The sequence below is a fragment of the Minwuia thermotolerans genome (genome assembly GCF_002924445.1).
Classification (GTDB): domain Bacteria; phylum Pseudomonadota; class Alphaproteobacteria; order Minwuiales; family Minwuiaceae; genus Minwuia; species Minwuia thermotolerans.
The window spans coordinates 114,280-137,110 of the sequence record NZ_PIGG01000004.1; the positions used below are offsets into that span (position 1 = coordinate 114,280).

A 22,831-nucleotide genomic window follows, 5' to 3' on the forward strand; every position below is an offset into this window, starting at 1 on the left:
GCTCAGGCCCCATCGCTCGGCCTGGCGGATCGCCGAGGAGCTGCGCCGCGCCCGGCCGCCGGCGAAGCGCCGGCCGAGCTCGCGGAGTTTTTTCTGGCGTACTCCCGGCCCGACAGCGCCTGCCAGTAGGCCAGTACCGCCGCCTGGACGGCGGGGATGTGGCGCAGGAACTGCGCCTTGGCCGTGTCCGAGAACTCGATATCGGCGCCGTCCGCGTCGCGGACCTCGGTCCAGCCGACCAGCACCCGGCCGAGAAAGGCGGCGTTGGATTCCTTCGCCAGCGGCTCGGCCTCGTCGACCGGCAGCCGCTCGAAGACGGCGGTGAACTCCTGGAAGGCCATGGTGCCGTCCGCCTGGGGGGCGGGCACGGCGACGGGCCACGAGAACGTCTCGCGCTCGGAAAGGGTGAACAGCGGAGCCTCCTACTTCGTGGTGATGGTGATCTCGTCGTCGCCCGACGAGGGCGTGATCTGCAGGTCCAGCGGCATTGCCAGTACGCCGTCGCGGTCGGTGAACTGGCCCGTCTTGATCTGCACCGCCGGCATGGTGATCTCGACGATGTCGCCGCCGCTGGCGCCGTGGGTGATGACGATCGCCTGCGTCCCGGCGGCCGCGGCCTCCTCGACCAGGTTCTTGGTCCCGATCGTCGGCAGGTCGAGGCTGATCCGCCCGGACATCCGCCGGCGGTTGATGCGCACGCCGCGATGGCCCGCCATGTCGTCGAAGCTGGGCCGGCGGCCGCAGTCGATCGAGAACTCGGAGACGCGCATGGCCTCGCCGCCGATGGTGATCGTGGTCTCGACCGCGCCCACCGGCAGGCCCTCTGCGAAGGCGGGCAGCGAGCCGGAGATCTGCGCCGCCGCGGCGATTGCCTGGCGCAGGCCCAGCATCTGGAAGTTGATCCGCGGCACCTGGCCGGCGCGGCCCTCGATCACCGCGTTGCCGCGCGCGCCGAGCAGGCGGCCGTCGACGCCGTCGATGTTGGGATGGATCGTGACCGAGCCGTAGTCAGCCGAGACCGGCTGGAAGTCGACCTTGGTGTCGGCGGTTACCGTCTGGGCGAAGCCGCAGGCCAGCAGCAGCGCCGCCCAGTGGGGCACGGTATCGAGCGCGGCGTCGTCGCCGCCGGCGGCGAGCTCGACGGAAAGGCCGAGGGTGGCGTGCGGCGCGCCGACGAACTGCTTCTTGGCGCCGGCACGGCCGTCGACCAGCTCCCGGTCGCCGTAACTCGCCGCCAGCGGGTTCCACTGTGGGCTGCCGACGCAGAGCACGGCGTCGCCGATCGCCGGCGTCGGGTCCGTGCCCTCGGTCACCTCGGTCTTCGCCAGGATCAGGTACTCGTCGTAATCATAGGGCACGGCTCAGTCCTCCTTGGGCGCCGCGGCCGGCTTCGGCCGGGGCGCGGGTTCGGTCATCGGCCGGGGCGCGGGTTCGGCCATGATCCGGTGGGCGGGATCGGCGGGCGGCGCGGTGCGGCTGCCCTTCACCAGGCGCGCCGGCTTGTCGTCGGCCTCGCGGCGGTAGATGCCGCCGCGGCGGCGGGTGGTCTCGGTCATGACGTCACCTCGCGGGTCTCGACGCCGTCGAAGCGGAAGGCGTCCTCGAAGATCAGGATGCGGTCGGTCAGCTCGGCCAGGCGGCCGGAGACGGGGATCGGATTGTTGCGCCCGGCCGGGTGGCGGAAGGCGACCAGGGCGCCGATCAGCCCGTCGCGGAGATCGGCCAGCTCGTCATTCCCGGCCGCGCCGGTGCCGCCGGCGACGTTGCGCACCACCGAGACGGCCGAGAACGCGTAGGTGATTCGCTGGCGCAGCTTCGGGCCGGTCTCGCGGCCGCCGGTCCGGGTCTCGCCGGTGGGCACGATGAACAGCGCCGGCAGGCGGGGCGCGTTCTCCAGCACCTCGCCCAGCTCCGCGGCGCCGCCGATGTCGAGATAGCCGAGGCCGACGGCCTTCAGGTGATCGATGACGGGCTGGATCTTCATGCCCCCGCTCCCGAGCTGGGCCCGCCGCCCGCGGCGGCGTCGAGGCGGCGGACGACGATGCCTTCGATGTCCTCCTGAAGCGCCGTTGAAAGGCCGATGAAGGGCCTGGCGGGGATCGTCACCTCGCGCTTGCGCACCCAGGCGCCGCCGATGCGGAAGACGAGGCCTTTCTTCGTCTTCGCGCGGATCTGGCCGCCGGTCTGGTGGATCGCGGCGTAGACCAGGTTGGTGCCGACCGAGGCCGTATCGGCGGTCGCCGAACTCGTGATCGAGCGCCGCAGCCGGCCGGCGTCGGTCAGGGTCCGGCCGCCTTCGGCGCGGGCGCGGAGCGACGGCTTCCAGGGCCGTCCGTCCGGCGCGGTCTCCGTGTCGAAGTGCCCAACGGTGTGGCTCTCCATCTGCCCCGCGATCGAACGCATGATCGGCGTGAGATCCTCGCCGGCCTGGCGGAGCCGCCGGAGCCCGCCCCGGGCGCGCTCGAAGCCGTCGACATCGATGGTGAGCTGCAGCGCCATCAGAGGCCCTTCAGGCTCTGCCGCGAGAAGGTCCGGCCCGGGCTGGTGAACTCGGGCGCGCCCTCGGAGGCCGCGGCGCTGTCGCCGGCGTCGTCGTCGCCCAGGCTGAGAAGCCCGCGGGCCACCTGCTGCAGACCCTTCACCGCGGCCTCGTGCCGGGTGCGCACGGTCTCGGGGACGCTGTGGACGTGCAGGTAGTAGCGGGCCATGTCGGCCGCCCAGGCGGTCAGCTGCGCCGGCGGGTCGGCCAGCGGCAGCGTGTAGCGCTTGACCAGGTAGCCGTTGATCTCCGCCTCGGCCGTGGCGATGGCGCTGTCCAGGACGCTGTCGACGATGGCGCCGGCCTGGCCGTCGCGGTCGGTCAGCTGCTCCAGTTCCCGGGCCCCGAAGCGGGCGGTCATGTCGGCCTTGGTGGTGTAGCTCATGGCTCGGCCCCGGTGAGAAAAAGGTGGCCGTCTCTCCGGCCTGTCACGCCCATGCCTCAGACGTCGCAGCCGGCGTCCGCCCGCCGGCGGGCCTACTCACCCGCTCCACGCGCCAGCCCGGCCGGCGCGCTTCAGCACGAGCTTTCGCTCGGGATCTCCTCGGGCGTCAGCTCCCGCCGCCGCCCGCGTTGCCGCCGTCGCTGCCACCCTGGCCGTCGCCTTCCTTCATCGCCCGGAAGGCGGCCCAGGACGTGGCGATCGTTGCCGCCGGGATGGCGAAGCCGGCGATGCGCTCGACGGACTTCGCCTTCGGCGTGCCGTCCCGGGTGAAGTCCTTCGCCTGGTCCAGGCCGGGGAAGACGTCGAGCAGCTTCTCGTGGATCTCCGTCTCGGTCATGGGCGGGTCCGCGGGCGCCGGCGCGTCCTCCAGGTGGACGACCAGCATCGGGTCGGCCAGGATGGCCTCCACCTGGTCGGGCCGGAAGTTGGTGGCGGGCGCCTCGGTCCGCTCGGCCGGCCAGGCGCGGCCGGCGCGGCGGAAGCCGGGCCGCTTCGCGGTCACCACCAGGATCCTGTTCTCGTAGGCGTGCATGGTCATCTCCGTCAGCCCAGCCACGGCACGACCAGCAGCTCGGCCGTGCCCTTGTAGACGTTGGTGGCGCCGGCGGCGTCGCGCTCGGCGTTGAGGATCTCCAGCGCCTCGCCTTCCAGCGAAGGCGGCACGACCAGCAGCCGCGGCATGACGCCGATCGGCCGGCCATGGTCGCCCTTCATCCCCATCAGGCTCTCGCGGGCGATCTTGTAGTTCGCCTTGTTGAGGGTCTGCTTGGAGCCCCAGGCGAACTGCCAGAAGCCGAACCCGACATTGCGACGGTGCTTGATGCCGTACTTGTATTCGTCGCTGTTGAAGACCGGCTCGTCGGTGGGCGCGTCCTGGCGGACCAGCGGGCCCTCCTGGCGGACCTGGTGGATCAGCGGCTTCAGCGGCCGGCTGACGTCCATCAGGAACCAGGGCGTGCCCGCGCCGCCGTCGGTGTTGGCGACCGACTGGACCTCGCCGTTCTCGTCCAGCACCGGGTGGTCGGTGTCGAAGAAGAACTGCCCGTCATAGCAGACGGTCGAGAAGCCGGCGTTGAGCAGGGGCCAGATCAGCTGGTCCGGGTGCGCGGCGGCCGAGCGGCCCATCTCCTCGAACATCGGCGCGTAGACGCCGTACTTGTCGTCCTCAATGTGGTCCACCGGCACGCCGAGGGTCAGCTCGAACTTCCGGTTCTTGATCGAGTAGTCGTGCTGCTGAAGGTTCTGCACGACCCGGTCGCCGAACCATTCGCGCAGGTTCGGCACCTGGCCGAGCCAGCCATACTCCTCCTCGGAAGTGGTCGACGGCACGCGGGTGGCGACCCGCGGCCACTGCGGCTCGTGCTGGCCAATGCCGTTCTGGAAGCTCGCCTTGAACCCCGTAAAGAGCGTGGCGAGATTGCCCCGGTTGATGATCATGGTGCTGGAAGCTCCGCTCAGTAGGTGATTTCGAGGACGGTGTCGGCCACCCGGGCCGCGCTGTTGGCGCCGCCCACGGTGATGGCGATGACGTCGCCGGCGGCCACGGTGTTGGCGGCCGTGGGCGTCGCCTCGTCGACGTCGCCGGCGGCCGAGCCGGCCTCGGCGATCGTGATCACGCCGTTGGTCACGGGCGTGCCGTTGATCGAGAGCGTCAGCGTCGCGTCGCCGTCCGCCAGGGCGCCGTCGAGCACCGAGCGGAACTTCGTGATGTCGCCGGCGAGCGGCGCCACCAGGCGGTAGACGTCGGTGCCGCTCAGATCCGCGGCCTTGGCGTTGAGGAAGATCTTGTCGGCGCCGAGATTGCCGCGCGCGGCGGCCGCGTCATCGACGTCGCCCAGGTCGTTGGCGGCGAGCAGCGCGCCGTCCGGGCTGACCAGGACCTGCGGCCCGGTGCGGACCCAGACGCCCTGGGCGTCCACGTCGGTGACGATGCCTGCGGGGCTGCGCGCGCCGCCATTGCTCGTCTTGGCGACCGTCTGGTCGTCGACGATCCAGCAGGCCTTGCCGATCTCGGAGACCGCGATCGCCTCGCCGCCCTCCGAATTGGCCCAGCGGAAGACGCCCTCGCGGATCCGGACGGTGATGTCACCATTGGCGCCGGCGGAGTTGTCGGCCCTCTCCTCGGCGCGGCCCACGGCCACCAGGCCAGTGGCGGTGGCGCCCTGCTGGACGAAGGCGCCGCTGAGCGCCACCAGGGCGCCGGCGTGGATCAGGGTCGCGGCCTTGACGGGGAGGTCGTGGAAGACGCCCTCCATCAGCGGCGTGTTGCGGTCGGCGGAAAGCGCGGTCACTGGCTGGTCTCCTCGTTCTCGTCACGGGCGGCCTTGAAGGCCTCGGCCGTGAGGCCCATCGACCGCGCGACCTGCAGCTCCTCGGCCGATAGACCGGACTTGTCGGTGTGCGCGGCGGCGGTGGCGATGGCCGGGTCGCGGCCGGCGGCGACGATCACCGGGGCCTTCTCGGCCCAGGCGGCGAAGCCCTCCGGGTCGGCGGTGGCGTAGTTCATCGCCCACTCGTTGAGCGCGGGCGAGACCTTGCCGGCCTTGGTCGCCGCCTCGACGGCGGCCTGCGCGCCGGAGGCGGCGCTCGCCGTCTCCAGCTTCTCGACGCGGGCCGCCAGCTCGTCATAGGCGGGCTTCGGCACGTACTTCTTCGGGTCCGGCTCGGCGGAAGCGGTCTGCAGCTTCGCCGCGACGCCGGTGGCGACCGCCTCGGTCAGCTCGTCCTGGCCGGCGGCATTCGCGACCTTGGCCGCGGCCGTCTCCAGGGCGGTGTGCGAGGTCGAGAGCTGATCGGCCGCCGTGACGATGGCGGCGGCGTCGGCGTCGTCCGTCAGGCCGAACGCCTTCCGGAGCGCGGCCAGCTGTTCCTTGGTCATGGTGGGGTCGTCCTCCTGGGCGTGTGCGACCGCAGGCAGCTCCTGGATCGCGGGAACATTGACCAGACCGGCGCCGACGATGCGGGTGACGTTGCCCGCCTTGTCGGTGCCGAAGGCCGGAGAGATGAAGCGGTAGGCCCTGGACGCCAGCGCCTCGCGGCCCTCGGCGGTCCACTCGACGCGGCCGCGGATGGCGCCGTCTTCCGCCGCCTCCAGGCGGTCGATCCAGCCGACCGCGCGGCCGGTGCGGCCGGGCCGGGGCTTGTGGATGTCGTGATCGAAGTCGATGGGCAGGACGTGACCGGCGGCCGTGGCGAGCGAGGTCTCGACGACCTTGGCCGCGTCGGTCACCCGCCAGGAACCGCGGCCGTCGACGGGAACGACCTCGGCCCCGCCGGCGGGCCAGAGCGTGATCCAATCCCCACCATCGGCCGCCTCGGCGGCGGCGGTGACGGGCTGGGGCTGTCCGTATGCGAATTGCCGATCCATGGGGCCGACTGTGCGGCTCCCGGCCCGGCCGGATAAGGGCGTAACGGTTACGCCCCACGGCCCGCCCCGCCCGGGATGGCGGAGGGTCGGCGGGCGGGGCGACTGTGCCTGGCCGGTCTTGCCGGACTGGGCCAGCCAGCCTCGCAACACGGCGGTCCGCCACCATGACGCCAGGGAAGAAAATTGTCTATTCTGTCGCCGTCAGGCGGGAAAAGACGAGGGGGACCGGGTTGATGACCGAGCCGTCAGGGGAACAAGCCGAAATCCAGGAATGGACGATGAATAGCGATCGCCCGATCGCCGAGCCCGACGAGGATCAATTCGAGCTGACGTCCTTTGCCAGAACGATTGCCCGAGTGATCGCAAAGAATCGCAGCGAGGACAGCTTCGTCCTCGGTGTCCACGGCCCTTGGGGCATCGGCAAGAGCAGCACGGTCGCCCTCGTCCGGCACTGCCTAGATGCCGAGTTTGGTGAGGACAGGGAGAATCTGGAGATCATCGAGTTCAATCCCTGGTGGTTCACCGACAAGGAGTCCCTTCATGCGGATTTCTTTGCGGAACTGGCGGCAGCGATGTCCCTGCCTGATAGGGAGAGAGCGCGTCTACGCGCCATCGGTCACCGCTTGGGAAAACACTCGGCCAGTATCGCGCCGATCGTTGGGCTGATCGGCGGATCCGCCATGGAGAAGGCTCTCAGGGCGACCGGCGGCGTGTTGCAGGACTTTCTTGAAGACCCCAAGGCCACTGTCCCACACGAGCACCGGCGGATTTCGGACGCACTTCGGGAAGCAGGCAAGCGTTATCTCGTGGTCATCGACGATCTGGACCGGCTCGATATCGAAGAAGCGATGATGGTGTTCCAACTCGTGAAATCCTCAGGTCGATTGCCCAACATCACATACATGCTCGTTTTCGATCGAGCTCTGGTCGAGCGTCACCTTAAGGAAAGATTCTCAGGGGCAGACCAGCAGTATCTCGACAAGATCATCCAGGCTTCCTTCGAGGTGCCTCCTCCAGACAAGACTGACCTCCGCTACAAACTGCGGGAACAGGTCCTTCGCGCAGTGGATGCGCAGAACCAGGATGACGAGGCACGCATTCTGGACGTCCTTGTTGACGTGGTCTGGCCCTTCCTCAATACGGCGCGAGACCTGGCGCGGTTCGACAACGTCCTCAAAATCCTTTGGCCATCCGTCGAAGGTGAACTCGACAGGGCGGATTTCGTGGGCATCGAGGCTTTGCGGGTCTTTCTTCCTCTCCTGCATCGGCGCATTTTTGACAACAAGAATGCCGTGCTCCGACGTCCGGCAGCTCGCGGTCTTTCAGAGGACGACAGGGCTTCGATGACGAAGACGTTGTTCGACGGCCTTGATCAGCCATCGGTCAGAGTCCTTCAGCAAGCGCTATCGCGCCTATTCCCGAGGTTGGAGATCTACTGGGGTGGTAGTGGCTACGATTCCGATTGGGAAGCCGAATGGCGCAAGAACCGGCAGATCTGTAGCGAGACCTTTTTCGACTCGTATTTCCGCTATGCCATCGACGACAGCACGTTACCAGCCTCACAGTTGGATCAGATCATCAGTCAGTCGGGGGACGGGAAGACAGTTGCGAGCGCGCTGCGGAAAGCAAGCGCCCGACCCAGGCGCCAAGGCGGGACTAAAGCTGCCTCTCTGCTCGATGAGTTGGTGGTTCGCGCCGAGGACGTGCCCGAGCAGAATATCGAAAGCTTCCTCGGGGCTGTGTTCAGTGTGGTTGACGAGATCAATTTGCCGATAGACGGGTCCAGGCGGTTGGGGGATTTCGAGGACAACGAACTCCGCGCGCACTGGTTGCTCAACCGTTTCAGAGACCGAGTTTCCAAAGAGCAATTCGATCGTGCAGTCGTCCGGGCTGCGAAGCTCGCGTCTCTGCAGTTCCTTCTGAGCCTTGCGGATCGCGCATTACGAAACAACGGCCTGATTGAGGGTCGACGAGGGGCCGAGCGATCCATCGTGTCAAGCGAGGCGGCAATCGAACTGCGTGATCTCGCATTGGAGGCGGTCACGCGGGCCGCATCCGATATGTCCTTGCTTCAAGTACCCGAACTGGTTTCTTCGCTCTATGTGTGGATGCAACTGGAGGAGATGATGGGAGAGGAGACTGTCCGGGACTGGGTTCAGCAGAATCTGGAAGATCCTCAGCTCGTCGTGGCGCTTGCGGGTTCCTTTGTTTCCACGAACCAGTCGTCTTCTGGCCGCAGCAACGTCACTAGAACACGATATTTAGTTCACAAGAAGTTGGTCGCCGGGCTGTGCGATCCGAAACGACTGATTTCCTGTGTCGATGAACTTCTTGCGGGTCCCGGGACGACAGACGAGGAAAAGAGCACGCTACGCCACTTTCGCGAATTGTGGGATGAAGCCTCGGACGAAGAGCCCTTATTCGTAGAGCAATTGGCGCTCGATGAGGCGGACATGACAGAGGAGTAGTGACCATCCGGGTGACCATCGACAGCCTGCACGTCATCAGCAGCGTCCAGACCGTCGGCGGCGTCATTACGCTGTTGTTCCTGCTGCTCACGCTGCGCAACCGCTTCAAAATGCACTGACGCCACCGGCGCCGCGTGCAGGCAGATTGCAACTGTGGCGCGGCGCAATGCGATCGCCGATCATCGCCCCATGGCCGCGTCGCGCACCGTTCTGGATCTGGTCGAGGATCGCATGATCGCGATCCGCTGCACCCGCTGCGGCAAGAACGGGCGCTACCGCCTGCGCACCCTGCTGCGCCGCTTCGGCCCCGGGATGGCGGTGCCGGACATGCTCACGGCCCTTCGCGACGCCGGCCGCTGCCCGCGCCGCGGCGATCGGTGGAGCGGCTGCAGCCTGGCGCTGGCCGAGACACCCGGACCCGAGTTTCTAATAGACGAATAATAGCCACTAAAAGGGGGCAGGAGCGGCGAGAGCCGGTTCCGGGCCCATCGGCTCCCGCCGAACCCGAGAAGCCCCCTGACGGCCCCCTGAGAGCGACCCGGGTTGCCGGCTTCATCGCGCATGCACCAGAATGTTGCCGGACGAGCACAAGAGGGGGCGTGGCCGGCATCATGGCGGAGACCGAGTACGACCTGTTCCTGAGCTTTGCGCGGAACAGCGCGGAGGCGGATTCCATTTCCGACCTAGCGTTTCGCCTGCAGCGTGAGGTCTACGGGGTCGGCCTGAAGAACGTCCATATCTGGGTGGATCGGAGCGAAGACCCCGCCGCCGAGGCCTGGGAGCGGGCGTGCGCCGGTGAAAACGATGGCAGCGCCGTTCTTCTGGCCTTCATAACCCCGGCCTGGTTCTCGGACCCCCTGTGCCGCCTGGAGGCGCAACTCTTCCAGTCTTTCGAGAGACAACTCGGCCGCAAGGACCTGATTCTGCCGGTGCGCTTTCTGCCGACGCGTGACATCGAATTCCCCCGAACGTCGGCCCACCCCAAACTTGCGGCAGATCTGGTGTCGCGATGGTTGCTTCGTGTCGACGACATGGCGGCCGAAGAGGCCAACGGATTTCGAGGCAGCGCCGAAAGGTTGGCGCTTCTCCTCAAGGGCCAACTCGGTCAGCAGGATCGGGAACCGGCGAGATATGGTCAGGCCACATACGGGAAATCCAGCTTTGGGCGGGCCAGACTTGGGCAGGCAAGGTGGAGATCAGCCGAAGAGCTAAATGAGGAGAAAGCGGCCAAGCCGCGACTCGAGGAACCGCAGCTCCGGGCACCGGACCTGCCCCGAGAGGATCTTCGCGCCCTGAGCGTGGAAGAGGGCGCCACGAAGATCGAGGAGTGGTTCCTTCGGAACTACGAACCGCCGGAGATGGGGACGCCAAGAAATGACGGCGAGTACAATTACATCTGGGGTGGCCCCTACGAGACCATCGACGTGATTGAGCAATATTTCGATGACGTCGCTACCTGGGAGCAAATGGAGCGCGCCGCCCTAGAGCTTGACCGGTACTCCTTCGAGTGGGCGCCGCACGGAGCGCGAATCCGTCCGTCCGACGATGATACGTGGCAGAATCGGCAGACGAAATGGGAGGAGGAGACCCGTCCCTGGAACGATGAGCGCTTCTCCGCGGCCAAAGCCCATCAGGACATGCTCCAGCGCATCGAGCAACTGGAAGCGGCACTGGAGAAGATCGGTCAGGGCCCCGCCGGCATGGGTCACAACCAGCCGCCGGAACCCATCCCCGATGAGCTGCCGATCACCCGAGCGGAATTCGAACAGCTGTCCCACGACGTGGCGCATCTGAAATCGCTGCCCGCGCAGCCGGATCGCGACCAACTGACCGAAGTGAAGGCCATCCAGGATCGAACCGAATCTCTCGGCCGGCGGATTGCCGGCTGGATCCTGAAGAAGGCTGACCGGTTCGTAGATGCTACTGTGATCGTGGCCGGCACGAAGGCCGGCTCGGAGATTCTGGGTATCGCGCCCGCCCTGTTGGAGGTCGGCCAGACGATCTGGACATGGCTCACGACGCTGGGCTGGCGTTTGTAGCGACGGGGACGACAACCTGTTCGAACGGAGCAATTGGCATGGACCCAGATGATCTGGCAGACGCGTTTGCGAAGATCGATTGGGCCGATACTCAGATCGATGCTCTCGATCAGAAGCTTAGGGGATTTCTGGATCAGAAGCCCTATCGGCTGAGACCGGTGCCGGATCCCGAGGGGCGCGGCCTGATCTATTTCTTCAAGACTGCGGCTCCCGTGCCCCGGTCAATCGGCGTTCAGACTGGCGCCATCATCCACGCGCAGCGAAGCGCGCTCGACCTTCTCGCCTGCGCTCTCGCCGAGCGCAACGGCCATCGGGAGCCCTCCGATACTTACTTTCCTTTCGCCAAATCGGAGCAGGGACTCGCCGACAAGAGAACCAGGAAGAAGTTTCGGCGTCTTTCCGAAGCGGACCAGGCAGCAATTCTGGGCTTCCGACCGTTTCGCGGCGGCAACGCGCTACTCTACGCTCTTCACCATCTGGACCTGACGGATAAGCACCGGAAGCTGCTTGTCTGCGGCATAGAACGCGGGGACGCCCACGTCAGCGGCAACGGTCATATCAGGCTGATCGCGCTCTGGGATGGCCCCTACACCGATGGCGACCCAGTCGCACGATGGGACGCCGACGAGGGCCTGCAGTTGAACATCACGCTGAGCGTATCGCTGGCCGACGTTCCCGACATCGGTCGTCCGCCCGTTGCCGAGATGCTCCGGAAATTCAGCGAAATGACGCGGTCGATCTTGGAGTCCTTCCAATAGCCCCTGCCTTCGGATCCGTCATCGAGGCCATCCACCGATCTGCACTGAGCACTTTTGGGAGGTCATCTCCAATCGGTCCCACAACCGCCGGCCCTCTGGCTTTCATCGCGGCGGGCGGATCGCTATATTGACGGTGCCGGCGGGATACACGGTGAAAGTCCCGAAGCCGTAGCAGGCGCCTTCGGCGTCGAGCGCAATGTGGGTTCAGATCGGGCGCCCACCCCGCCGGTCTTCAATCTCCGCGGTCGATCTTCCGGCGACGCCGCTGCTGGCGCAGGGCGTTCTCGCGGCGCACTTTCGTGAACGAGGTCAGGAACGCCGCCTGCCCGTCCGCTGTCGCCTTCAGGGCGATGCGGTAGAAGCGGCCCTCGTGCTCCGAGAAGATCAGCAGGCTCCGCTCCCGGTCGCTGTAGACCGATCCGCCGCCGATGAGGTCTGGAAGACGTCGATAATCGACGAGGGTCAGCTCCGGGTGGCCGGGATTGCCGGGCAGCTCGCCGCGCTGTTTCCGCATGGTGTCGGCCGAGAGATCCACGCGCTGCACGTCCGTCCCGATCGCGGCCGCGAGCGCCTCGTCCAGCCAGGCGACCGGCGCGGCGCCCCCGGCGGTGCCGCGGACGATATCCTCGAAGTGCGGGCTCTCCACCGCGGCCCTGGCGGCGGCGTGGCCCCAGTCGGCATCCGTGTAGCGGGCCGGATCGGGAAACCGCCCCTCGGCCGCCATACCGGGATTGTGGCCCCAGCCCGGATCGATGCCGGCCGGGGCCTCGATCACCTCGCCGGTCCGGCGGTTGACGTGCGCCCGGCCGGGCCCGCTCTCGGGCGGCGGCTCGGTCACCTGCCAGCCGCGCCGGCGCATCTGGCCCTCGGAGACCTGCTGGACCTGGCAGCGGCAGCGCCAGCCGTTGGGCGGGTAATGCGTCTGCCAGAACACGTGGTCGACCGGCAGCAGCGTGCCATGCCAGGCGCGGTGCTGCGGCCGCGTGCGCCCGTCCAGGACGGCGACGTAGCGGAGATACGGCAGATCCTGTTTCGTCGCCTGGATACGGGTCCAGTGGCCGGCGGCGTGGGCGGCGCGGAGATTGGCGTCGTAGATGATGCGGAGCCGCCGGTCGGAGCCGAGCTGCGCCTCGATCGTCTCGCCGGTGAGCTCGTCGAACATGGGCTTGCGGCCCCACCAGCCCAGCTCCTTCAGCCGGGGCGTGAGCGTCTTGCGGAAATCCTGGAACGTCGTCCCGCCGGCCAGGGCGCGATCGAGCTCGCCCCGGATCGCCTCCATGACGTCGAGGCGCATCGCCTTGGCCACCGTGAAGGCCTGGCCGTGCTGCTCGGCCGAGACGTCGCGCCAGCTGAAGCCGGTGAGGTAGCCTTTGGAGCGGAAGAAGGCGACGGCCTCGGCCGGCGGCAGCGGTTCGAGCTCGATCGCCACGGCTCAGGCGTCCTCGTCCAGGCCCACCCCGATGCGGCCGGCAAGCTTCGCCTGGAACAGGATGTCGCCCAGCCTTTCCACGGCGCCGTCCGGCGGCTCGCCGCCGACCAGCCGGCGCAGGCGCCGCTCGAAGTCGTCGAAGTCGTCGGCCTCGGCCAGCTCGCCCAGGGCGTCGGCGACAAGGTCGGAGAGCGGGTCGTAGCCCTCCGATTCCAGCGCCGCGATCGCGAGGTTGTCGAGCATGTCGGCTTCCGCGCCGGTCGCAGCTGCGGTCGTGAGGCGGTCGCGCCGGGCGGCGGTCTCGGCCGGGTCCGCCGCCGGATCGTCCGTCCCGCCCGGCGGCGGGACTGCCTGCGGCGCCGGCGCCACCAGCAGCTCTGCGCCTTCGTCCGGATCGGCGAAGCCCAGCATGTCGCGGATCTCCGACATCTGCACCTTCAGGCCCATCGGCACGAAGGTCTTGAGCCCGTCGATCCGCTTGTCCAGCGGAATGTCGTCGGGCGCCACCAGGCGCATCCTGGGATAGGCGCGCCGCGGCCCGAGGTTGAGATCGACCAGCGGCTTGACCAGGTCGCGCGCCAGCGTGGCGCAGAGCTGGCGGGCGTCGGCGTCGCGAATGTCCTCGCGCACGTCGTCGTGGACCCGGCCCACGGCGTGACCGCCGGCGATGGCGTCGGTGGTCGCGGTCTGGCCCAGCACCAGCTTGGAGGCCTGCTGGTCGAGATAGGCGCAGAGCCGCTCGAACAGGTCGATATTGCCGGCGAGCTTGGCCTCGATCAGCTCGATCTCCATCGAGCGCGGCACGATGCCGGCCATGTCGGTGCCGATGGCGCTGACCGCGTTGAGCAGAACCTTCCGGTCTTCCGCGCTCGCGCCGGCATCGTAGCGGCCGATGCGGATCGGGTGGCCGAAGGTCTCGGCGAAGACGATCCAGTCCTTCAGCCCGAAGTTCTGGAACAGGTAGAGCCAGGCCGCCGCCCGGGCCAGGCCGGCGCGGATCGGGATGCCGGACTTGGCGCGGGCGTGATGGGTGATGAACTTGAACGGCGCCAGCGGCAGATCGCCGGCGATGTCGCGCAGCAGCAGCGTCGTGCCGTCCTCGATCGAGGGCCGGAACCAGCGCGGGTCGCGCCACTCCAGGCGCTCCGGCCACCAGGCCCGGGCCTCCTGCCGCCAGATGATCTCGGCCACGGCATAGCCCTTGGCGATGCCGTCCAGCAGGTCGATCAGCTCGTCCTCGATGCCGTCGCGCACCACGGCCTCGCGCACCAGGTCGGCCGCCTTCACGTCGTCGGCCGCGTCGGAGGCGGCCTCGACCTGCAGCTCCAGTCCGGCGACGGCGCGCTTGCGGACGCCGACGACGGCGGCGTAGTGGGGATACTTCTCCTCCATCGCCTCGGCCAGTTCCAGATAGGCCGTGGGCTCGCCCTGCTCGGCGTCGAGCAGCAGCCGCGCCAGCCGGGCGGGCGTGAGCCCCGCCTCCGGGTGGTCGGAGATCACCTGGCGGACGGAACGGAGCGACGGCGCCGCCAGCTCCTCGGTCAGCTTGCCCCGCTCGATCGGGCGGCCGTACTGGTCCAGGATCCTCGTCTCGGGCATCACCAGGCTCCCTTCGATCGCGCGAAACCGGCCAGCGAGGGCGGCCCGTCATCATCCTCGGCGCGGCGGCCCAGCACGCCGGCGCGGCCGCTGGCGGTGCCGGTGACGGCTTCGTAGCCGTATTCGAACGCGCCCTCGGCGGCGGCCGCCGCAGCCAAGGCATAGGCCCAGAAGATGTCGGCGTGGACCGTGTCGTCGTTGACCAGGCGCGGCGCGCCGGTCGGGCCGGCGACGCGCTTGATGGCGCGCAGGTCGGCGCGGATCTCCGGGCTGTCGGGGATGCGGATGGTGCCGTTCTCGAAGCGCGCCTTCAGGATCGTGGCCAGGTCGAGCCGGCGCGGGCCCGAAAGGATCACGCCCTCGCAGCGCTCCTGGCCGTGGCGCGCCTGGATTTCCTCGACCACCGCCTCGCCCATGCCGGTCTGGTCCATGGCCAGGCGGACGACGCGGTAGTCGCGCATCATCCGGCCGATCTCGTCGTACTGCTCGGCGAAGCGGCGGTTGTGCATGTAGGTCTCTTCGCGCAGCCAGAGCACGTCACCGACCATCTCGAAGGGGGCGACGACGGACAGGTCGCGGCGGCGCGCCACGTCCCAGCCGGAGAAGACGAGGCCCTTTTGGTAGAGCTCGGGGCGGCCGGCTTCCGGGTGCTGCGCGGCGACGATGTCGTCCAGGCCGATCCAGGAGCCCGCGCCGGTCGAGGGCACGCAGTCCAGCTCCTCGGCGGCGTCGGCGCCGTAGAAGGCGCGGATCTCGGCGCACCAGGACGCGCGGCCTTCCGGCGTGGCCTCTCGTCCTGTGACCAGGCAGATGCGCTCGTAGAGCCCTTCGGCGATCGCATCGTCGAAGGTGATGGTCATGGTCGCGCCCTTGCGCCGGCCGGCGCGGATCTCGTCGATCAGCTGGTTGAACGGATTGTCGACGCCATTGTGCGTGGAGACCACGATCACCGAGCCGCCCCACATCAGCAGCGCCATGGCCGCCTTCAGAACTTCGGCGAGATCCGAGTAGAACGCCGCCTCGTCCAGGATCACCAGGCCCTGCTTGCCGCGCAGCGCACGGGCGACGGAGGGCAGCGCCACCACCTCGAAGCCGGAGGCGAACTTCACCCGGAACGCCTTGATGTCCTTTTCGTCGTCGGCCAGGACGATCTCGTCCATCTCGCCGACGGCCATGCCGAAGGCGCGCGCCCACATGCCGACCACGTCGATGAACTCGCGCGCCATCTCCAGGTCGTAGCCCATGTACCAGACGTCCATGCCGCCCTCGCCGCGGGCGGCGGCGGCCGTCAGCGCCGCGTGGGAGGCCATGCCCCAGGTCAGGCCGATGCGGCGTGACTTGTCGATCACCAGCAGGGCCGAGACCGATGTCATGGTGACGGCCCGCGCCTGGTACGGCAGCAGGATGTCGCCGCGGGGCATGGCCTTCATCGCGGCCGGCAGCTCGGCCGTCTTCGGCATCAGCTGCTCGATCGGGCCCTGGTTCATGCGGCGATGCCCAGGATGGCGTGGCGGATGCCCTTGACCGTGTCGGCCGAGAGGCCCGCATTGCGGGCGGCGGCCTCGGCCTTGTCGGCGCTCGCCTCGCGCTCCTTGCGGCGGGCTTCCTCGACCTTGGTCTCGAAGTCCTGGTCCAGGCGCGCGGCGCGCGCCAGCTCGGCCAGCCCCTTGCCGATATTGGCGATCGACTTCGGATCCAGGACGCCGCCTTCCTGGTCCACCTGGGCCAGCAGGTCGAAGACGAAGGTCCTGGCCATCTCCACCAGGAGGCGGCCTTGCTTGCCCTGCATGGCCGCGTCCGGCAGCTCCTTCGCCAGCGCCTCGGTCATCTCCCGCGCCTGGCGCAGCCGCGACGCGGTGCGCTCGTGATTGACCATGAAGCGGTGCGCCGAGGAGCGCGAGACGCTGATCTCGTGCGGCGCCAGCAGCTCGGCCAGGAAGGTGGTAAAGTCGTCGACCGAGCGGTTCTCGTCCGCCAGCCAGCGCTTGATGGTCTGACGGACGTCGGACGGCAGGCGATCGATCTGGTGGCGCGGGGGCATCTCAGCCGAGCTCGCTGGGCCGGGGACGCTCCACGCCGTCGACATGCTCCTCGCCGCGCGCCACCGTCAGGCCCCGGTCGGTCAGCTTCGCCAGGACGTAGGGGCCGACGATCTCGGTCGTGACCAGATCCCGGTCCTCCATCCACGACAGGTGCGCCTTGACGTCGGATTCCGTCAGCGACTGCGCCGTGGAGACTTCCAGCGCCCGGCGGATGATCGCGTGGTTCTGGCTGTAGCCGGCGTCGGCCGCCAGCAGGCGCAGGATCTCGCGCCGGACCATGGCGCGGATGGATGCGGCAAGGCTCATCGTTTCTCACCCCTCTGCAGTGCGCCGGCCTCGGGAATGTGATGGCGGACCAGGATCTCCATCAGGCGCTTCAGCCCGCCGATGTCGGCATGCGCGCCCTGCACTTCGGAGGCCATGGCGGTCACCGCGTCCTTCACGTTCGAGACCCGGTCGTGCAGCCGCTGCAGGTCTTCGTGGCCGGGCGCGTACTGGTGGCGAAGTTCCAGCTCCTGCAGCCGCTTGTCATGTTCGTCGAGCGACTTCTTGATCTCCGAGGAGACCTCGGCGAGTTCTGTGCGGATGGACGACGAGACGCTCGCCAGCTGCTCGGTCATGTTCGCGGAGACGTTGGCCATCTCCTGCTTTGCCGACGTGCGGATCGACCAGGCGACCCAGCCGACCACCATGTTGATGATGACCGTGATCACCGGAACGATGATCATCGGGATCCAGTTGATCTCCTCCATTGCGCCGCCCCTCCTACGAACCGTCGCGGCCGGTCAGGCGGCCGAGGATGGAACCGATCACACCCGGCCCGCGGTTCACGCCGGCCGCCGTCTTCTTGTCCTCAGAACGCTTCCAGACGCTGACGCCCAGGACCGAGAGCGCGAACATCCAGATCGGCGCGATCGACGCGATGGCGTCGCCCAGGGCGATGAAGATGGCCGGCGCCTCGCGCGGCTCATTGATCGCGACCCAGCCGATCACGAACATCAGGCCCAGCATGGACAGCGCCCAGGTGAAGGCGACCGCGTAGCCCAGCGTCGGCCGCCAGCGCCGGACATACGGATCGTCGGAGGCGATCTCGGCGCGCATGGTCTCGTTGACCTGGCGGTGGCGGGCGACTTCCGAGTCGATCTCGGCCAGCTCGATCGCGGTCGCCTGGCGCTGCAGCTCGGCCACCAGCCTGGGGTCGGCCCGGAGACGCTCCAGCGCCTGCTCGGGCGTCTCGGCGCCGGTGACGCGCCGGGCCACGTCGACCACCCTGGTCGCGACGCGCTCGCCATTCTCGCCGTTGATCAGCCGCCCGATCGACGGCAGGAACTCGGCGACCAGTGGCAGTGCCGCGGCGATGATGGCGGGGACCATCAGCCCCGCCTCGCCGAGAGATGGTCGAACGGGTAGCTGCGCAGGAAGCTCAGGGCCTCGACTGAGAGCGCCCGCGGCACCTCGGCCGGCGCGCCGTGATGGCGGCAGCGGTGGAAGGCGCGCTTCTTCACGCGCTGGCTGCGGGCCTTCCTCGGCGCGCTCATGCCCCGCCCCCCTGAAAGGTCGCGGCCTCGGGCATGCCGGCGAAGAACGCGCCGACGTCGAAGCACGGGCAGGCCTTGCCCGGATTGACGTCGCGGTGCCCGATCACGCGCCTGATCGTCGGGAAGCGCCGGCGCAGGTGCTCGACCAGCACGGTCAGCGCCAGCATCTGCGCCGCGGTGTAGTTGAAGTCGGGCCGGTCGGCGTCCTCGGCCCTGCCGCCGACCAGGCAGATGCCGATCGATTGCGCGTTGTGGCCATAGGCGTGGGCGCCGATTTCCTCGTCGACGTCGCCGTCCCGGTCCAGATCGCGGCCTGGCTCCGTCTTGCCGCTGCGGCGGATGACGTAGTTGTAGCCGATGTCATCCCAGCCGCGCCCCTCCGGCGGCGGGTCGGTGTGCCACGGCCGCATTTCCGCGACCCCGATGTCCATGCCGGGCGGCGTGTGGGCGCCGTGGATGATGATGGTATCGATATGGCGCAACGGGCGCTCCCAGGACCGGGGTGATTTGCGGCCATGGTCGGGCTTCTGCCCCGTGCGAATAAGGGCGTAACGGTTACGCCCCGGCAGGATCAGTCGAAGAGGTCGATCTGGGCGGCGGGCTTCGGGTCGCGGTCCCAGTGCTGGGCGGTGCGGCGGCAGATCTTCACCGCGGCGCCGGCGCGCTCCTGGCTCCAGTTCTTGGCGCGGAGCCAGCGGTAGATCACCGCCTTGGCCAGCGGTATCTCGAGGCGCTCGTCGGCCAGAGCGTCCACGATCGCCCGGGCGGCGTCAACGCCGACGATGGCCGCGAGGTCGGAGCCCTCGGCCCGCTGGGGCACGCGCAGCCGTGTACCGCCCCGCGAGAGCGCAAGTTCCAGCGCCGCCTCGACGCCGGCGGCGTCGGCCACAAGATTGAGCGTGGCGGGGAGCTGGCCCTCAGCCATGGCCGGCCCTGTCTTCGGGGATGCCCTCGGCGCGGCGGATGCGCCGGCCGAAGGCGGCGATGACGCGGTCCAGCTCCTCGGCCGAGAGCTCGTCCAGGCGCGGCGGGTAGTGATCCTTCGGCCGCGCGGTGCGCCCGATCGCGGCGGCGACGTAGAAGGCGTCGCCGGTCTCGAAGCGGCCCAGCTCGTGCAGCTTGCGGCCCTGGGCGGCCAGCACCGCCAGGCGATCGCGCATCGCAGGCCTGAGCCCTTCGGGCGGGCGGCCGGCGAAGCCCCATTCGTTCCAGGCCACGCCGGCCTCCCTGCTGAGGAAGTCCTTCAGTCCCTCGACCACCTTCATGGCGTCCTCGCCGTGCTGCCACTCGGCGCGCTCGACACGGGTGACGTTCCGGGCCCAGGCGCTGAGCGCCTCGTCGGAGCGGTCGCGGACCACGCCCAGGTGCCAGCCGGAGATCCACAGCGCGCGGATTTTTGAAAGCATGCCACTGGACGCGCGCGCGCCCGGGGTGGCGGAGGGCCGGCGGGCGCGCGCCTTCTTCGCCGGCCGGAAGCCCTGGCTCCTGAAGTGCTCGACCAGGTCGACCAGCTGATCGTCGGAGAGCTTCGTCCGGGACCGCGCGCCGTAGCGGGCTTCCAGCAGGTCGCGGAAGTCCGCCTCCTCTATCCCCAGCTGCTTCACCGCGATCGCGGACTTGGCCAGCAGCGCCTTCCGGTTAGCCGGGACGGTCATCGGTCCGGTTCCTCGTAGTCGCCGGGCCGCTCCAGCGCCTTGCGGCAGGGCGGGATCCAAATCAGCTTCGGGTCTATGCTGGTCCGTTTGAAATCCCGGCCCGGCCAGACGAACCATGCGTAGCTCGTCGCGCTCGACGCCTTTCGATCGAGCCGGCCCTTGAGCATCGGCACGCGCTCCGAGAACGGCGCGAAGATCAGTGGCGGGTTCGACTCGAAGATCTCGCGGTACCGCGCCGCGCCCTCCAGGAAGACGGTGCGGACCAGCATGGCGACCGCGATCTCCGCGACCTCCTGGCCTCGGGCGACGAATTCGGCCGCCAGCCGGAAGGGCGGGTTGGTGATGACAAAGTGAGGGCCCGGCCGGTGCTCTACGATGTAGGGCAGGTACGGCATCAGGAAGTCGTGGGGTGGCCCCCCGTGCATTCTGGCGTCGACGTCGGTGCCGATGACCTCGCCGAAATACTCGGCAAGCGCATTGACCATGTGGTCCTCGCCGCAGGCCGGCTCCCAGACAACCGAGTGCGCGAGAAAGCTGCGATAGCCGTACTTGCCAAGGCCGACCAGCACGTGCTCGATCAGCGCCCGCGTCGCCCAGGGCGGCGTTGGGAAGAAGTCCAGAGAATCGTGCGGCTCGCGCCGCTGCGCCATCACGGCGCTGCTGCGGTTCTGGCTCATTTGCCGACTCCTCGTTTCGCGTCGCGGATGCGGCGGCCGTTGCGGCCGGCCTCGCGCTGCCGCTTCAGCCGGGCCGCGCCGCCTTTCAGCTGCTCGATCGAGAGCGGCGCGGCGTGGTGCTCCATCTCGATCGCGCTGATTCCGGCGGCGTGGCCGGGCGGCAATTTCGTGACCTTGCCCTTCGCCAGGAACGCGTCGATCGCCGCCTGCTCCTCGGCCGACCGGCGCAGGCTCGTGCGCGCGATCTCCTGCGGCCGCCGCGCCGGCAGCGCCGGAAAGGACGGCGCGCGGGCGGGTTCGATTGCCTTCTCAACGGGCTTTGAAGCCTGCTTGATCGCCGGCTGAGGCTTCGCCGCCGGCGGAGACGCGTGGAGGGAGGTAGCGGGATATGTCGCGGGAGTGGGTTGACAGCATTTATCCAGAGGCCGAGGTTCGTTGCAGGCCGGGGTCACAGCCTTGTTTTCGGGTCTGCAAGACCTGTCCACAGAGGTGGAGATGGCTTTCGGCCGGGTCGGCGCTGGATGTGAATCGTTAAGCATGCTGGCTTCTGGCGTCGACCTCGCGTCTTTCAGTTCGAGATCAATAAAGTCGCGGATCGCCTGGTACGGCTTCATGGTCCGCGCGGCGATCTCCGCCGGCTCGAGCCCGGCCTTCGCCAGGCGGCGGACGTGCTTGCGAGTCTCCCTGCTCCAGGTCATGCCCGCGGCCATCGCCTCAGCCCTCGATGTCGCAGCGGAAGCCCGGCCGCTCGCGCGCCTCGGCGTCCGCGGCCTCAGCCAGCCGGCGGAGGCAGTGCTGGCAGGCTTCCGGTTGCGGCAGGATCAGCTCGGCGTTCAGCACCTCGTTGGCCTCTGTCACCGCACGGGTGATCACCTGCCGGCGTTCAGCGCTGCGCGAGGAGCGCCCGGCCGGTGCGGCCGCCAGCGCAAGGTTCATCATCACGCGGCGCATCTCCTCGACGGTGGTGGTCGGGCGCGACGGCATGGTCAGCTCCCGAAATCCGCGGCGATCCGCTGGGCGGCGTCGAGCGCCAGACCGATCATGGAGGCCGGCGCGGTCTCCGACCGGCGGTCCAGGTTCTCCGGATCGATCGGGCCGGTGGCGACGCGGGCCAGCGAGCGGCGCAGCGCCTCCAGCGGAATGCCGTGCTGCAGGGCGACGGACGCCATCACGGCCGCGTCCTCCAGGGCGTGGCGGGTCTCCGAGCCCTCCTTGCCGGCGAAGATGAAGATCTCGCGCAATTCGCCGGTCGCCGGATCGAAGCCGCAGCTGACTTCGGCCGACAGGCCGTTCCGCTCGATCGTCTCTGAGACGGACGGCCGCCGCTCCGGCAGGCGCTGGCGGGCGGCCGCGGTCACGGTTGACCTCCGGCTGCCATCGCGCCCGCAAGCTGGAAATGCGGCGGCGTGGGGCGGTAGAACGGCTCATTGAGCCGGCGGCAGAACTCGCGCGCCAGGCACTCGCTGCGGAAGCGGGCGACGACATCATCGCCGAAATGGGTGTCGATCACCGGGTGCGGCAACGCCTGCTTGTCGGCCGGGCCGGGCTGGAAGCGGGTAGAGATCATGACGCGCCCGCCAGCTCGGCCGGCGCCCTGGCGCTGGCGAGGTCGATGGTCACCGGCGTCCACGGCTCGCGCGGATGGTCGCGCTTGTAGAAGCGGACATACTCGCGGCTGCCCTGGATGCGGATGGAGTCGTTCAGCGCAGCGATCGCCTGCCGCCAGCCGTCGTCGTCGATCTCCAGCCGGCGGAGGCCGAACAGCGCCTCGCGGTTGATCCGGCCCTCCTTGTCGACCTGGAAGGCGTGGTCGACCAGCGTGCGGATCTTCGCGTCCGCGCCCTCCGACCATGCCGAGATGCAGGCGTCGAAGAGCTCCTTGGCGACCTGCAGCTCGGGCCCGAAGGTGAGCGAGTCCTGCACCTGCACGGACACCTTCATGCAGCCGTCGAAGGTGATCAGGGTGACGTTGCCCTTCTTGCCGCCGCGCGTGACGCCGTACTTCTCGGACAGCAGGTCCATGAAGGTCGCGACATCGTCGAAGGTGTGGCCGCGGAACCGCGCGATCTGCGCATTCAGCTCTTCGGCATAGCCCAGGATCTTGCGGACCGTCTGGTCCTCCAGGCGCTCGTGGTCCTTGACCATGTCCTCGGGCACCAGCCGGCCCTTCGCGTCCATGATGAAGCCATCGGGTATTTCGACATTCATAGATCAGCTCCTTGCCCAGATGAGGTGAAGCCAGCGCAGCTGCTGGCGGATGAAGCGGCGGAGGTGG

The 22,831-nt window shown here is 68.6% G+C and carries 31 protein-coding genes; 4 read left to right on the top strand and 27 right to left on the bottom strand.

What is annotated here, in order from left to right; all coding sequences use genetic code 11:
• Positions 1 to 2: 2 nt before the first annotated feature.
• The 10 genes from CWC60_RS00600 to CWC60_RS00645 all read right to left on the bottom strand — a co-directional run bounded on the left by CWC60_RS00600 (position 3) and on the right by CWC60_RS00645 (position 6,351).
• Entirely contained in the window at positions 3 to 341 is a 339-nt protein-coding gene (locus tag CWC60_RS00600; RefSeq protein ID WP_109796329.1) for a hypothetical protein, read from the bottom strand.
• 81 nt (positions 342 to 422) lie between these two features.
• The gene (locus CWC60_RS00605; protein WP_109792121.1) at positions 423 to 1,358 is read right to left on the bottom strand and encodes a phage tail tube protein; all 936 of its coding nucleotides are present in this window, start codon (positions 1,356 to 1,358) and stop codon (positions 423 to 425) included.
• A gap of 3 nt (positions 1,359 to 1,361) precedes the next feature.
• Positions 1,362 to 1,556 carry a hypothetical protein gene (locus CWC60_RS00610; RefSeq protein ID WP_109792122.1) on the bottom strand — a complete coding sequence of 65 codons (195 nt, stop codon included), beginning with the start codon at positions 1,554 to 1,556 and terminating at the stop codon, positions 1,362 to 1,364.
• The gene (locus CWC60_RS00615; RefSeq protein WP_109792123.1) at positions 1,553 to 1,984 is read right to left on the bottom strand and encodes a phage tail terminator protein; all 432 of its coding nucleotides are present in this window, start codon (positions 1,982 to 1,984) and stop codon (positions 1,553 to 1,555) included. Before CWC60_RS00615 ends, CWC60_RS00610 begins: the two co-directional genes overlap by 4 nt.
• Complete coding sequence (locus CWC60_RS00620) at positions 1,981 to 2,499, bottom strand: phage virion morphogenesis protein (protein WP_109792124.1); 519 nt, start codon at positions 2,497 to 2,499, stop codon at positions 1,981 to 1,983. The genes CWC60_RS00615 and CWC60_RS00620 overlap by 4 nt, the downstream gene beginning before the upstream one ends.
• Complete coding sequence (locus tag CWC60_RS00625; RefSeq protein ID WP_109792125.1) at positions 2,499 to 2,924, bottom strand: gp436 family protein; 426 nt, start codon at positions 2,922 to 2,924, stop codon at positions 2,499 to 2,501. Before CWC60_RS00625 ends, CWC60_RS00620 begins: the two co-directional genes overlap by 1 nt.
• Before the next feature lie 166 nt (positions 2,925 to 3,090).
• The gene (locus tag CWC60_RS00630) at positions 3,091 to 3,516 is read right to left on the bottom strand and encodes an HI1506-related protein (RefSeq protein ID WP_109792126.1); all 426 of its coding nucleotides are present in this window, start codon (positions 3,514 to 3,516) and stop codon (positions 3,091 to 3,093) included.
• Between the two features lie 11 nt (positions 3,517 to 3,527).
• Entirely contained in the window at positions 3,528 to 4,421 is an 894-nt protein-coding gene (locus CWC60_RS00635) for a Mu-like prophage major head subunit gpT family protein (RefSeq protein ID WP_109792127.1), read from the bottom strand.
• A gap of 17 nt (positions 4,422 to 4,438) precedes the next feature.
• The gene (locus CWC60_RS23815; protein ID WP_206419693.1) at positions 4,439 to 5,275 is read right to left on the bottom strand and encodes a hypothetical protein; all 837 of its coding nucleotides are present in this window, start codon (positions 5,273 to 5,275) and stop codon (positions 4,439 to 4,441) included.
• Positions 5,272 to 6,351, bottom strand: coding sequence for a phage protease (locus CWC60_RS00645; RefSeq protein WP_109792128.1), 1,080 nt, complete (start codon positions 6,349 to 6,351; stop codon positions 5,272 to 5,274). The genes CWC60_RS23815 and CWC60_RS00645 overlap by 4 nt, the downstream gene beginning before the upstream one ends.
• Before the next feature lie 233 nt (positions 6,352 to 6,584).
• Here CWC60_RS00645 and CWC60_RS00650 point away from each other — a divergent pair, with 233 nt between their 5' ends.
• From CWC60_RS00650 to CWC60_RS00665, 4 genes are all read left to right on the top strand, one after another.
• Positions 6,585 to 8,819: a KAP family P-loop NTPase fold protein gene (locus CWC60_RS00650; RefSeq protein ID WP_164516292.1), complete on the top strand. Its 2,235-nt coding sequence runs from the start codon at positions 6,585 to 6,587 to the stop codon at positions 8,817 to 8,819.
• Positions 8,820 to 8,972: 153 nt separating this feature from the next.
• Positions 8,973 to 9,260, top strand: a complete 288-nt coding sequence (locus CWC60_RS00655) for a hypothetical protein (protein ID WP_109796330.1) — start codon at positions 8,973 to 8,975, stop codon at positions 9,258 to 9,260.
• Positions 9,261 to 9,430: 170 nt separating this feature from the next.
• Positions 9,431 to 10,858, top strand: a complete 1,428-nt coding sequence (locus CWC60_RS00660; protein ID WP_125226062.1) for a TIR domain-containing protein — start codon at positions 9,431 to 9,433, stop codon at positions 10,856 to 10,858.
• A gap of 38 nt (positions 10,859 to 10,896) precedes the next feature.
• Complete coding sequence (locus tag CWC60_RS00665) at positions 10,897 to 11,616, top strand: hypothetical protein (RefSeq protein ID WP_109792132.1); 720 nt, start codon at positions 10,897 to 10,899, stop codon at positions 11,614 to 11,616.
• Positions 11,617 to 11,848: 232 nt separating this feature from the next.
• Here the strand turns inward: CWC60_RS00665 and CWC60_RS00670 are convergent, their stop codons facing one another.
• The 17 genes from CWC60_RS00670 to CWC60_RS00745 form a co-directional block, all read right to left on the bottom strand.
• A complete protein-coding gene (locus CWC60_RS00670; RefSeq protein WP_109792133.1) occupies positions 11,849 to 13,045 on the bottom strand; it encodes a phage head morphogenesis protein in 1,197 nt (398 codons plus the stop codon).
• Positions 13,046 to 13,048: 3 nt separating this feature from the next.
• Positions 13,049 to 14,644 carry a DUF935 domain-containing protein gene (locus tag CWC60_RS00675; protein WP_109792134.1) on the bottom strand — a complete coding sequence of 532 codons (1,596 nt, stop codon included), beginning with the start codon at positions 14,642 to 14,644 and terminating at the stop codon, positions 13,049 to 13,051.
• The gene (locus CWC60_RS00680; RefSeq protein ID WP_109792135.1) at positions 14,644 to 16,131 is read right to left on the bottom strand and encodes a phage terminase large subunit family protein; all 1,488 of its coding nucleotides are present in this window, start codon (positions 16,129 to 16,131) and stop codon (positions 14,644 to 14,646) included. Before CWC60_RS00680 ends, CWC60_RS00675 begins: the two co-directional genes overlap by 1 nt.
• Positions 16,128 to 16,685, bottom strand: coding sequence for a phage protein Gp27 family protein (locus tag CWC60_RS00685; RefSeq protein ID WP_164516293.1), 558 nt, complete (start codon positions 16,683 to 16,685; stop codon positions 16,128 to 16,130). The genes CWC60_RS00680 and CWC60_RS00685 overlap by 4 nt, the downstream gene beginning before the upstream one ends.
• A 1-nt stretch (position 16,686) precedes the next feature.
• Positions 16,687 to 16,992: a VpaChn25_0724 family phage protein gene (locus CWC60_RS00690; protein WP_109792137.1), complete on the bottom strand. Its 306-nt coding sequence runs from the start codon at positions 16,990 to 16,992 to the stop codon at positions 16,687 to 16,689.
• Entirely contained in the window at positions 16,989 to 17,438 is a 450-nt protein-coding gene (locus CWC60_RS00695; protein ID WP_109792138.1) for a hypothetical protein, read from the bottom strand. Before CWC60_RS00695 ends, CWC60_RS00690 begins: the two co-directional genes overlap by 4 nt.
• Before the next feature lie 13 nt (positions 17,439 to 17,451).
• A complete protein-coding gene (locus CWC60_RS00700) occupies positions 17,452 to 18,060 on the bottom strand; it encodes a 3TM-type holin (protein ID WP_109792139.1) in 609 nt (202 codons plus the stop codon).
• On the bottom strand, positions 18,060 to 18,224 hold the full coding sequence (locus CWC60_RS23420; protein WP_164516294.1) for a hypothetical protein: 165 nt from the start codon (positions 18,222 to 18,224) through the stop codon (positions 18,060 to 18,062). The genes CWC60_RS00700 and CWC60_RS23420 overlap by 1 nt, the downstream gene beginning before the upstream one ends.
• Positions 18,221 to 18,706, bottom strand: coding sequence for an N-acetylmuramoyl-L-alanine amidase (locus tag CWC60_RS00705; RefSeq protein ID WP_109792140.1), 486 nt, complete (start codon positions 18,704 to 18,706; stop codon positions 18,221 to 18,223). The genes CWC60_RS23420 and CWC60_RS00705 overlap by 4 nt, the downstream gene beginning before the upstream one ends.
• An 89-nt stretch (positions 18,707 to 18,795) precedes the next feature.
• Complete coding sequence (locus CWC60_RS00710; RefSeq protein WP_109792141.1) at positions 18,796 to 19,149, bottom strand: hypothetical protein; 354 nt, start codon at positions 19,147 to 19,149, stop codon at positions 18,796 to 18,798.
• The gene (locus CWC60_RS00715; RefSeq protein WP_164516295.1) at positions 19,142 to 19,879 is read right to left on the bottom strand and encodes a regulatory protein GemA; all 738 of its coding nucleotides are present in this window, start codon (positions 19,877 to 19,879) and stop codon (positions 19,142 to 19,144) included. Before CWC60_RS00715 ends, CWC60_RS00710 begins: the two co-directional genes overlap by 8 nt.
• Entirely contained in the window at positions 19,876 to 20,556 is a 681-nt protein-coding gene (locus tag CWC60_RS00720) for a methyltransferase (protein ID WP_109792143.1), read from the bottom strand. The genes CWC60_RS00715 and CWC60_RS00720 overlap by 4 nt, the downstream gene beginning before the upstream one ends.
• Entirely contained in the window at positions 20,553 to 21,266 is a 714-nt protein-coding gene (locus CWC60_RS00725; protein WP_109792144.1) for a hypothetical protein, read from the bottom strand. Before CWC60_RS00725 ends, CWC60_RS00720 begins: the two co-directional genes overlap by 4 nt.
• A gap of 4 nt (positions 21,267 to 21,270) precedes the next feature.
• Positions 21,271 to 21,540, bottom strand: a complete 270-nt coding sequence (locus CWC60_RS00730; protein WP_109792145.1) for a hypothetical protein — start codon at positions 21,538 to 21,540, stop codon at positions 21,271 to 21,273.
• 2 nt (positions 21,541 to 21,542) lie between these two features.
• Positions 21,543 to 21,914 (bottom strand): TSCPD domain-containing protein, encoded by a 372-nt coding sequence (locus CWC60_RS00735; protein WP_109792146.1) that lies wholly within the window; start codon positions 21,912 to 21,914, stop codon positions 21,543 to 21,545.
• A complete protein-coding gene (locus tag CWC60_RS00740) occupies positions 21,911 to 22,123 on the bottom strand; it encodes a hypothetical protein (protein WP_109792147.1) in 213 nt (70 codons plus the stop codon). The genes CWC60_RS00735 and CWC60_RS00740 overlap by 4 nt, the downstream gene beginning before the upstream one ends.
• Positions 22,120 to 22,764 carry a DUF3164 family protein gene (locus CWC60_RS00745; protein ID WP_109792148.1) on the bottom strand — a complete coding sequence of 215 codons (645 nt, stop codon included), beginning with the start codon at positions 22,762 to 22,764 and terminating at the stop codon, positions 22,120 to 22,122. The genes CWC60_RS00740 and CWC60_RS00745 overlap by 4 nt, the downstream gene beginning before the upstream one ends.
• Positions 22,765 to 22,831: the final 67 nt, after the last annotated feature.

Excerpts from the sequence above, each read along its gene's own strand:
- CWC60_RS00600 (WP_109796329.1), bottom strand. The coding sequence starts at position 341 with ATGGCCTTCCAGGAGTTCACCGCCGTCTTCGAGCGGCTGCCGGTCGAC.
- CWC60_RS00610 (WP_109792122.1), bottom strand. The coding sequence starts at position 1,556 with ATGACCGAGACCACCCGCCGCCGCGGCGGCATCTACCGCCGCGAGGCC.
- CWC60_RS00615 (WP_109792123.1), bottom strand. The coding sequence starts at position 1,984 with ATGAAGATCCAGCCCGTCATCGATCACCTGAAGGCCGTCGGCCTCGGC.
- CWC60_RS00620 (WP_109792124.1), bottom strand. The coding sequence starts at position 2,499 with ATGGCGCTGCAGCTCACCATCGATGTCGACGGCTTCGAGCGCGCCCGG.
- CWC60_RS00625 (WP_109792125.1), bottom strand. The coding sequence starts at position 2,924 with ATGAGCTACACCACCAAGGCCGACATGACCGCCCGCTTCGGGGCCCGG.
- CWC60_RS00630 (WP_109792126.1), bottom strand. The coding sequence starts at position 3,516 with ATGCACGCCTACGAGAACAGGATCCTGGTGGTGACCGCGAAGCGGCCC.
- CWC60_RS00635 (WP_109792127.1), bottom strand. The coding sequence starts at position 4,421 with ATGATCATCAACCGGGGCAATCTCGCCACGCTCTTTACGGGGTTCAAG.
- CWC60_RS00645 (WP_109792128.1), bottom strand. The coding sequence starts at position 6,351 with ATGGATCGGCAATTCGCATACGGACAGCCCCAGCCCGTCACCGCCGCC.
- CWC60_RS00650 (WP_164516292.1), top strand. The coding sequence starts at position 6,585 with ATGACCGAGCCGTCAGGGGAACAAGCCGAAATCCAGGAATGGACGATG.
- CWC60_RS00660 (WP_125226062.1), top strand. The coding sequence starts at position 9,431 with ATGGCGGAGACCGAGTACGACCTGTTCCTGAGCTTTGCGCGGAACAGC.
- CWC60_RS00665 (WP_109792132.1), top strand. The coding sequence starts at position 10,897 with ATGGACCCAGATGATCTGGCAGACGCGTTTGCGAAGATCGATTGGGCC.
- CWC60_RS00675 (WP_109792134.1), bottom strand. The coding sequence starts at position 14,644 with ATGCCCGAGACGAGGATCCTGGACCAGTACGGCCGCCCGATCGAGCGG.
- CWC60_RS00680 (WP_109792135.1), bottom strand. The coding sequence starts at position 16,131 with ATGAACCAGGGCCCGATCGAGCAGCTGATGCCGAAGACGGCCGAGCTG.
- CWC60_RS00685 (WP_164516293.1), bottom strand. The coding sequence starts at position 16,685 with ATGCCCCCGCGCCACCAGATCGATCGCCTGCCGTCCGACGTCCGTCAG.
- CWC60_RS00690 (WP_109792137.1), bottom strand. The coding sequence starts at position 16,992 with ATGAGCCTTGCCGCATCCATCCGCGCCATGGTCCGGCGCGAGATCCTG.
- CWC60_RS00695 (WP_109792138.1), bottom strand. The coding sequence starts at position 17,438 with ATGGAGGAGATCAACTGGATCCCGATGATCATCGTTCCGGTGATCACG.
- CWC60_RS00700 (WP_109792139.1), bottom strand. The coding sequence starts at position 18,060 with ATGGTCCCCGCCATCATCGCCGCGGCACTGCCACTGGTCGCCGAGTTC.
- CWC60_RS23420 (WP_164516294.1), bottom strand. The coding sequence starts at position 18,224 with ATGAGCGCGCCGAGGAAGGCCCGCAGCCAGCGCGTGAAGAAGCGCGCC.
- CWC60_RS00710 (WP_109792141.1), bottom strand. The coding sequence starts at position 19,149 with ATGGCTGAGGGCCAGCTCCCCGCCACGCTCAATCTTGTGGCCGACGCC.
- CWC60_RS00715 (WP_164516295.1), bottom strand. The coding sequence starts at position 19,879 with ATGACCGTCCCGGCTAACCGGAAGGCGCTGCTGGCCAAGTCCGCGATC.
- CWC60_RS00720 (WP_109792143.1), bottom strand. The coding sequence starts at position 20,556 with ATGAGCCAGAACCGCAGCAGCGCCGTGATGGCGCAGCGGCGCGAGCCG.
- CWC60_RS00725 (WP_109792144.1), bottom strand. The coding sequence starts at position 21,266 with ATGGCCGCGGGCATGACCTGGAGCAGGGAGACTCGCAAGCACGTCCGC.
- CWC60_RS00730 (WP_109792145.1), bottom strand. The coding sequence starts at position 21,540 with ATGCCGTCGCGCCCGACCACCACCGTCGAGGAGATGCGCCGCGTGATG.
- CWC60_RS00740 (WP_109792147.1), bottom strand. The coding sequence starts at position 22,123 with ATGATCTCTACCCGCTTCCAGCCCGGCCCGGCCGACAAGCAGGCGTTG.
- CWC60_RS00745 (WP_109792148.1), bottom strand. The coding sequence starts at position 22,764 with ATGAATGTCGAAATACCCGATGGCTTCATCATGGACGCGAAGGGCCGG.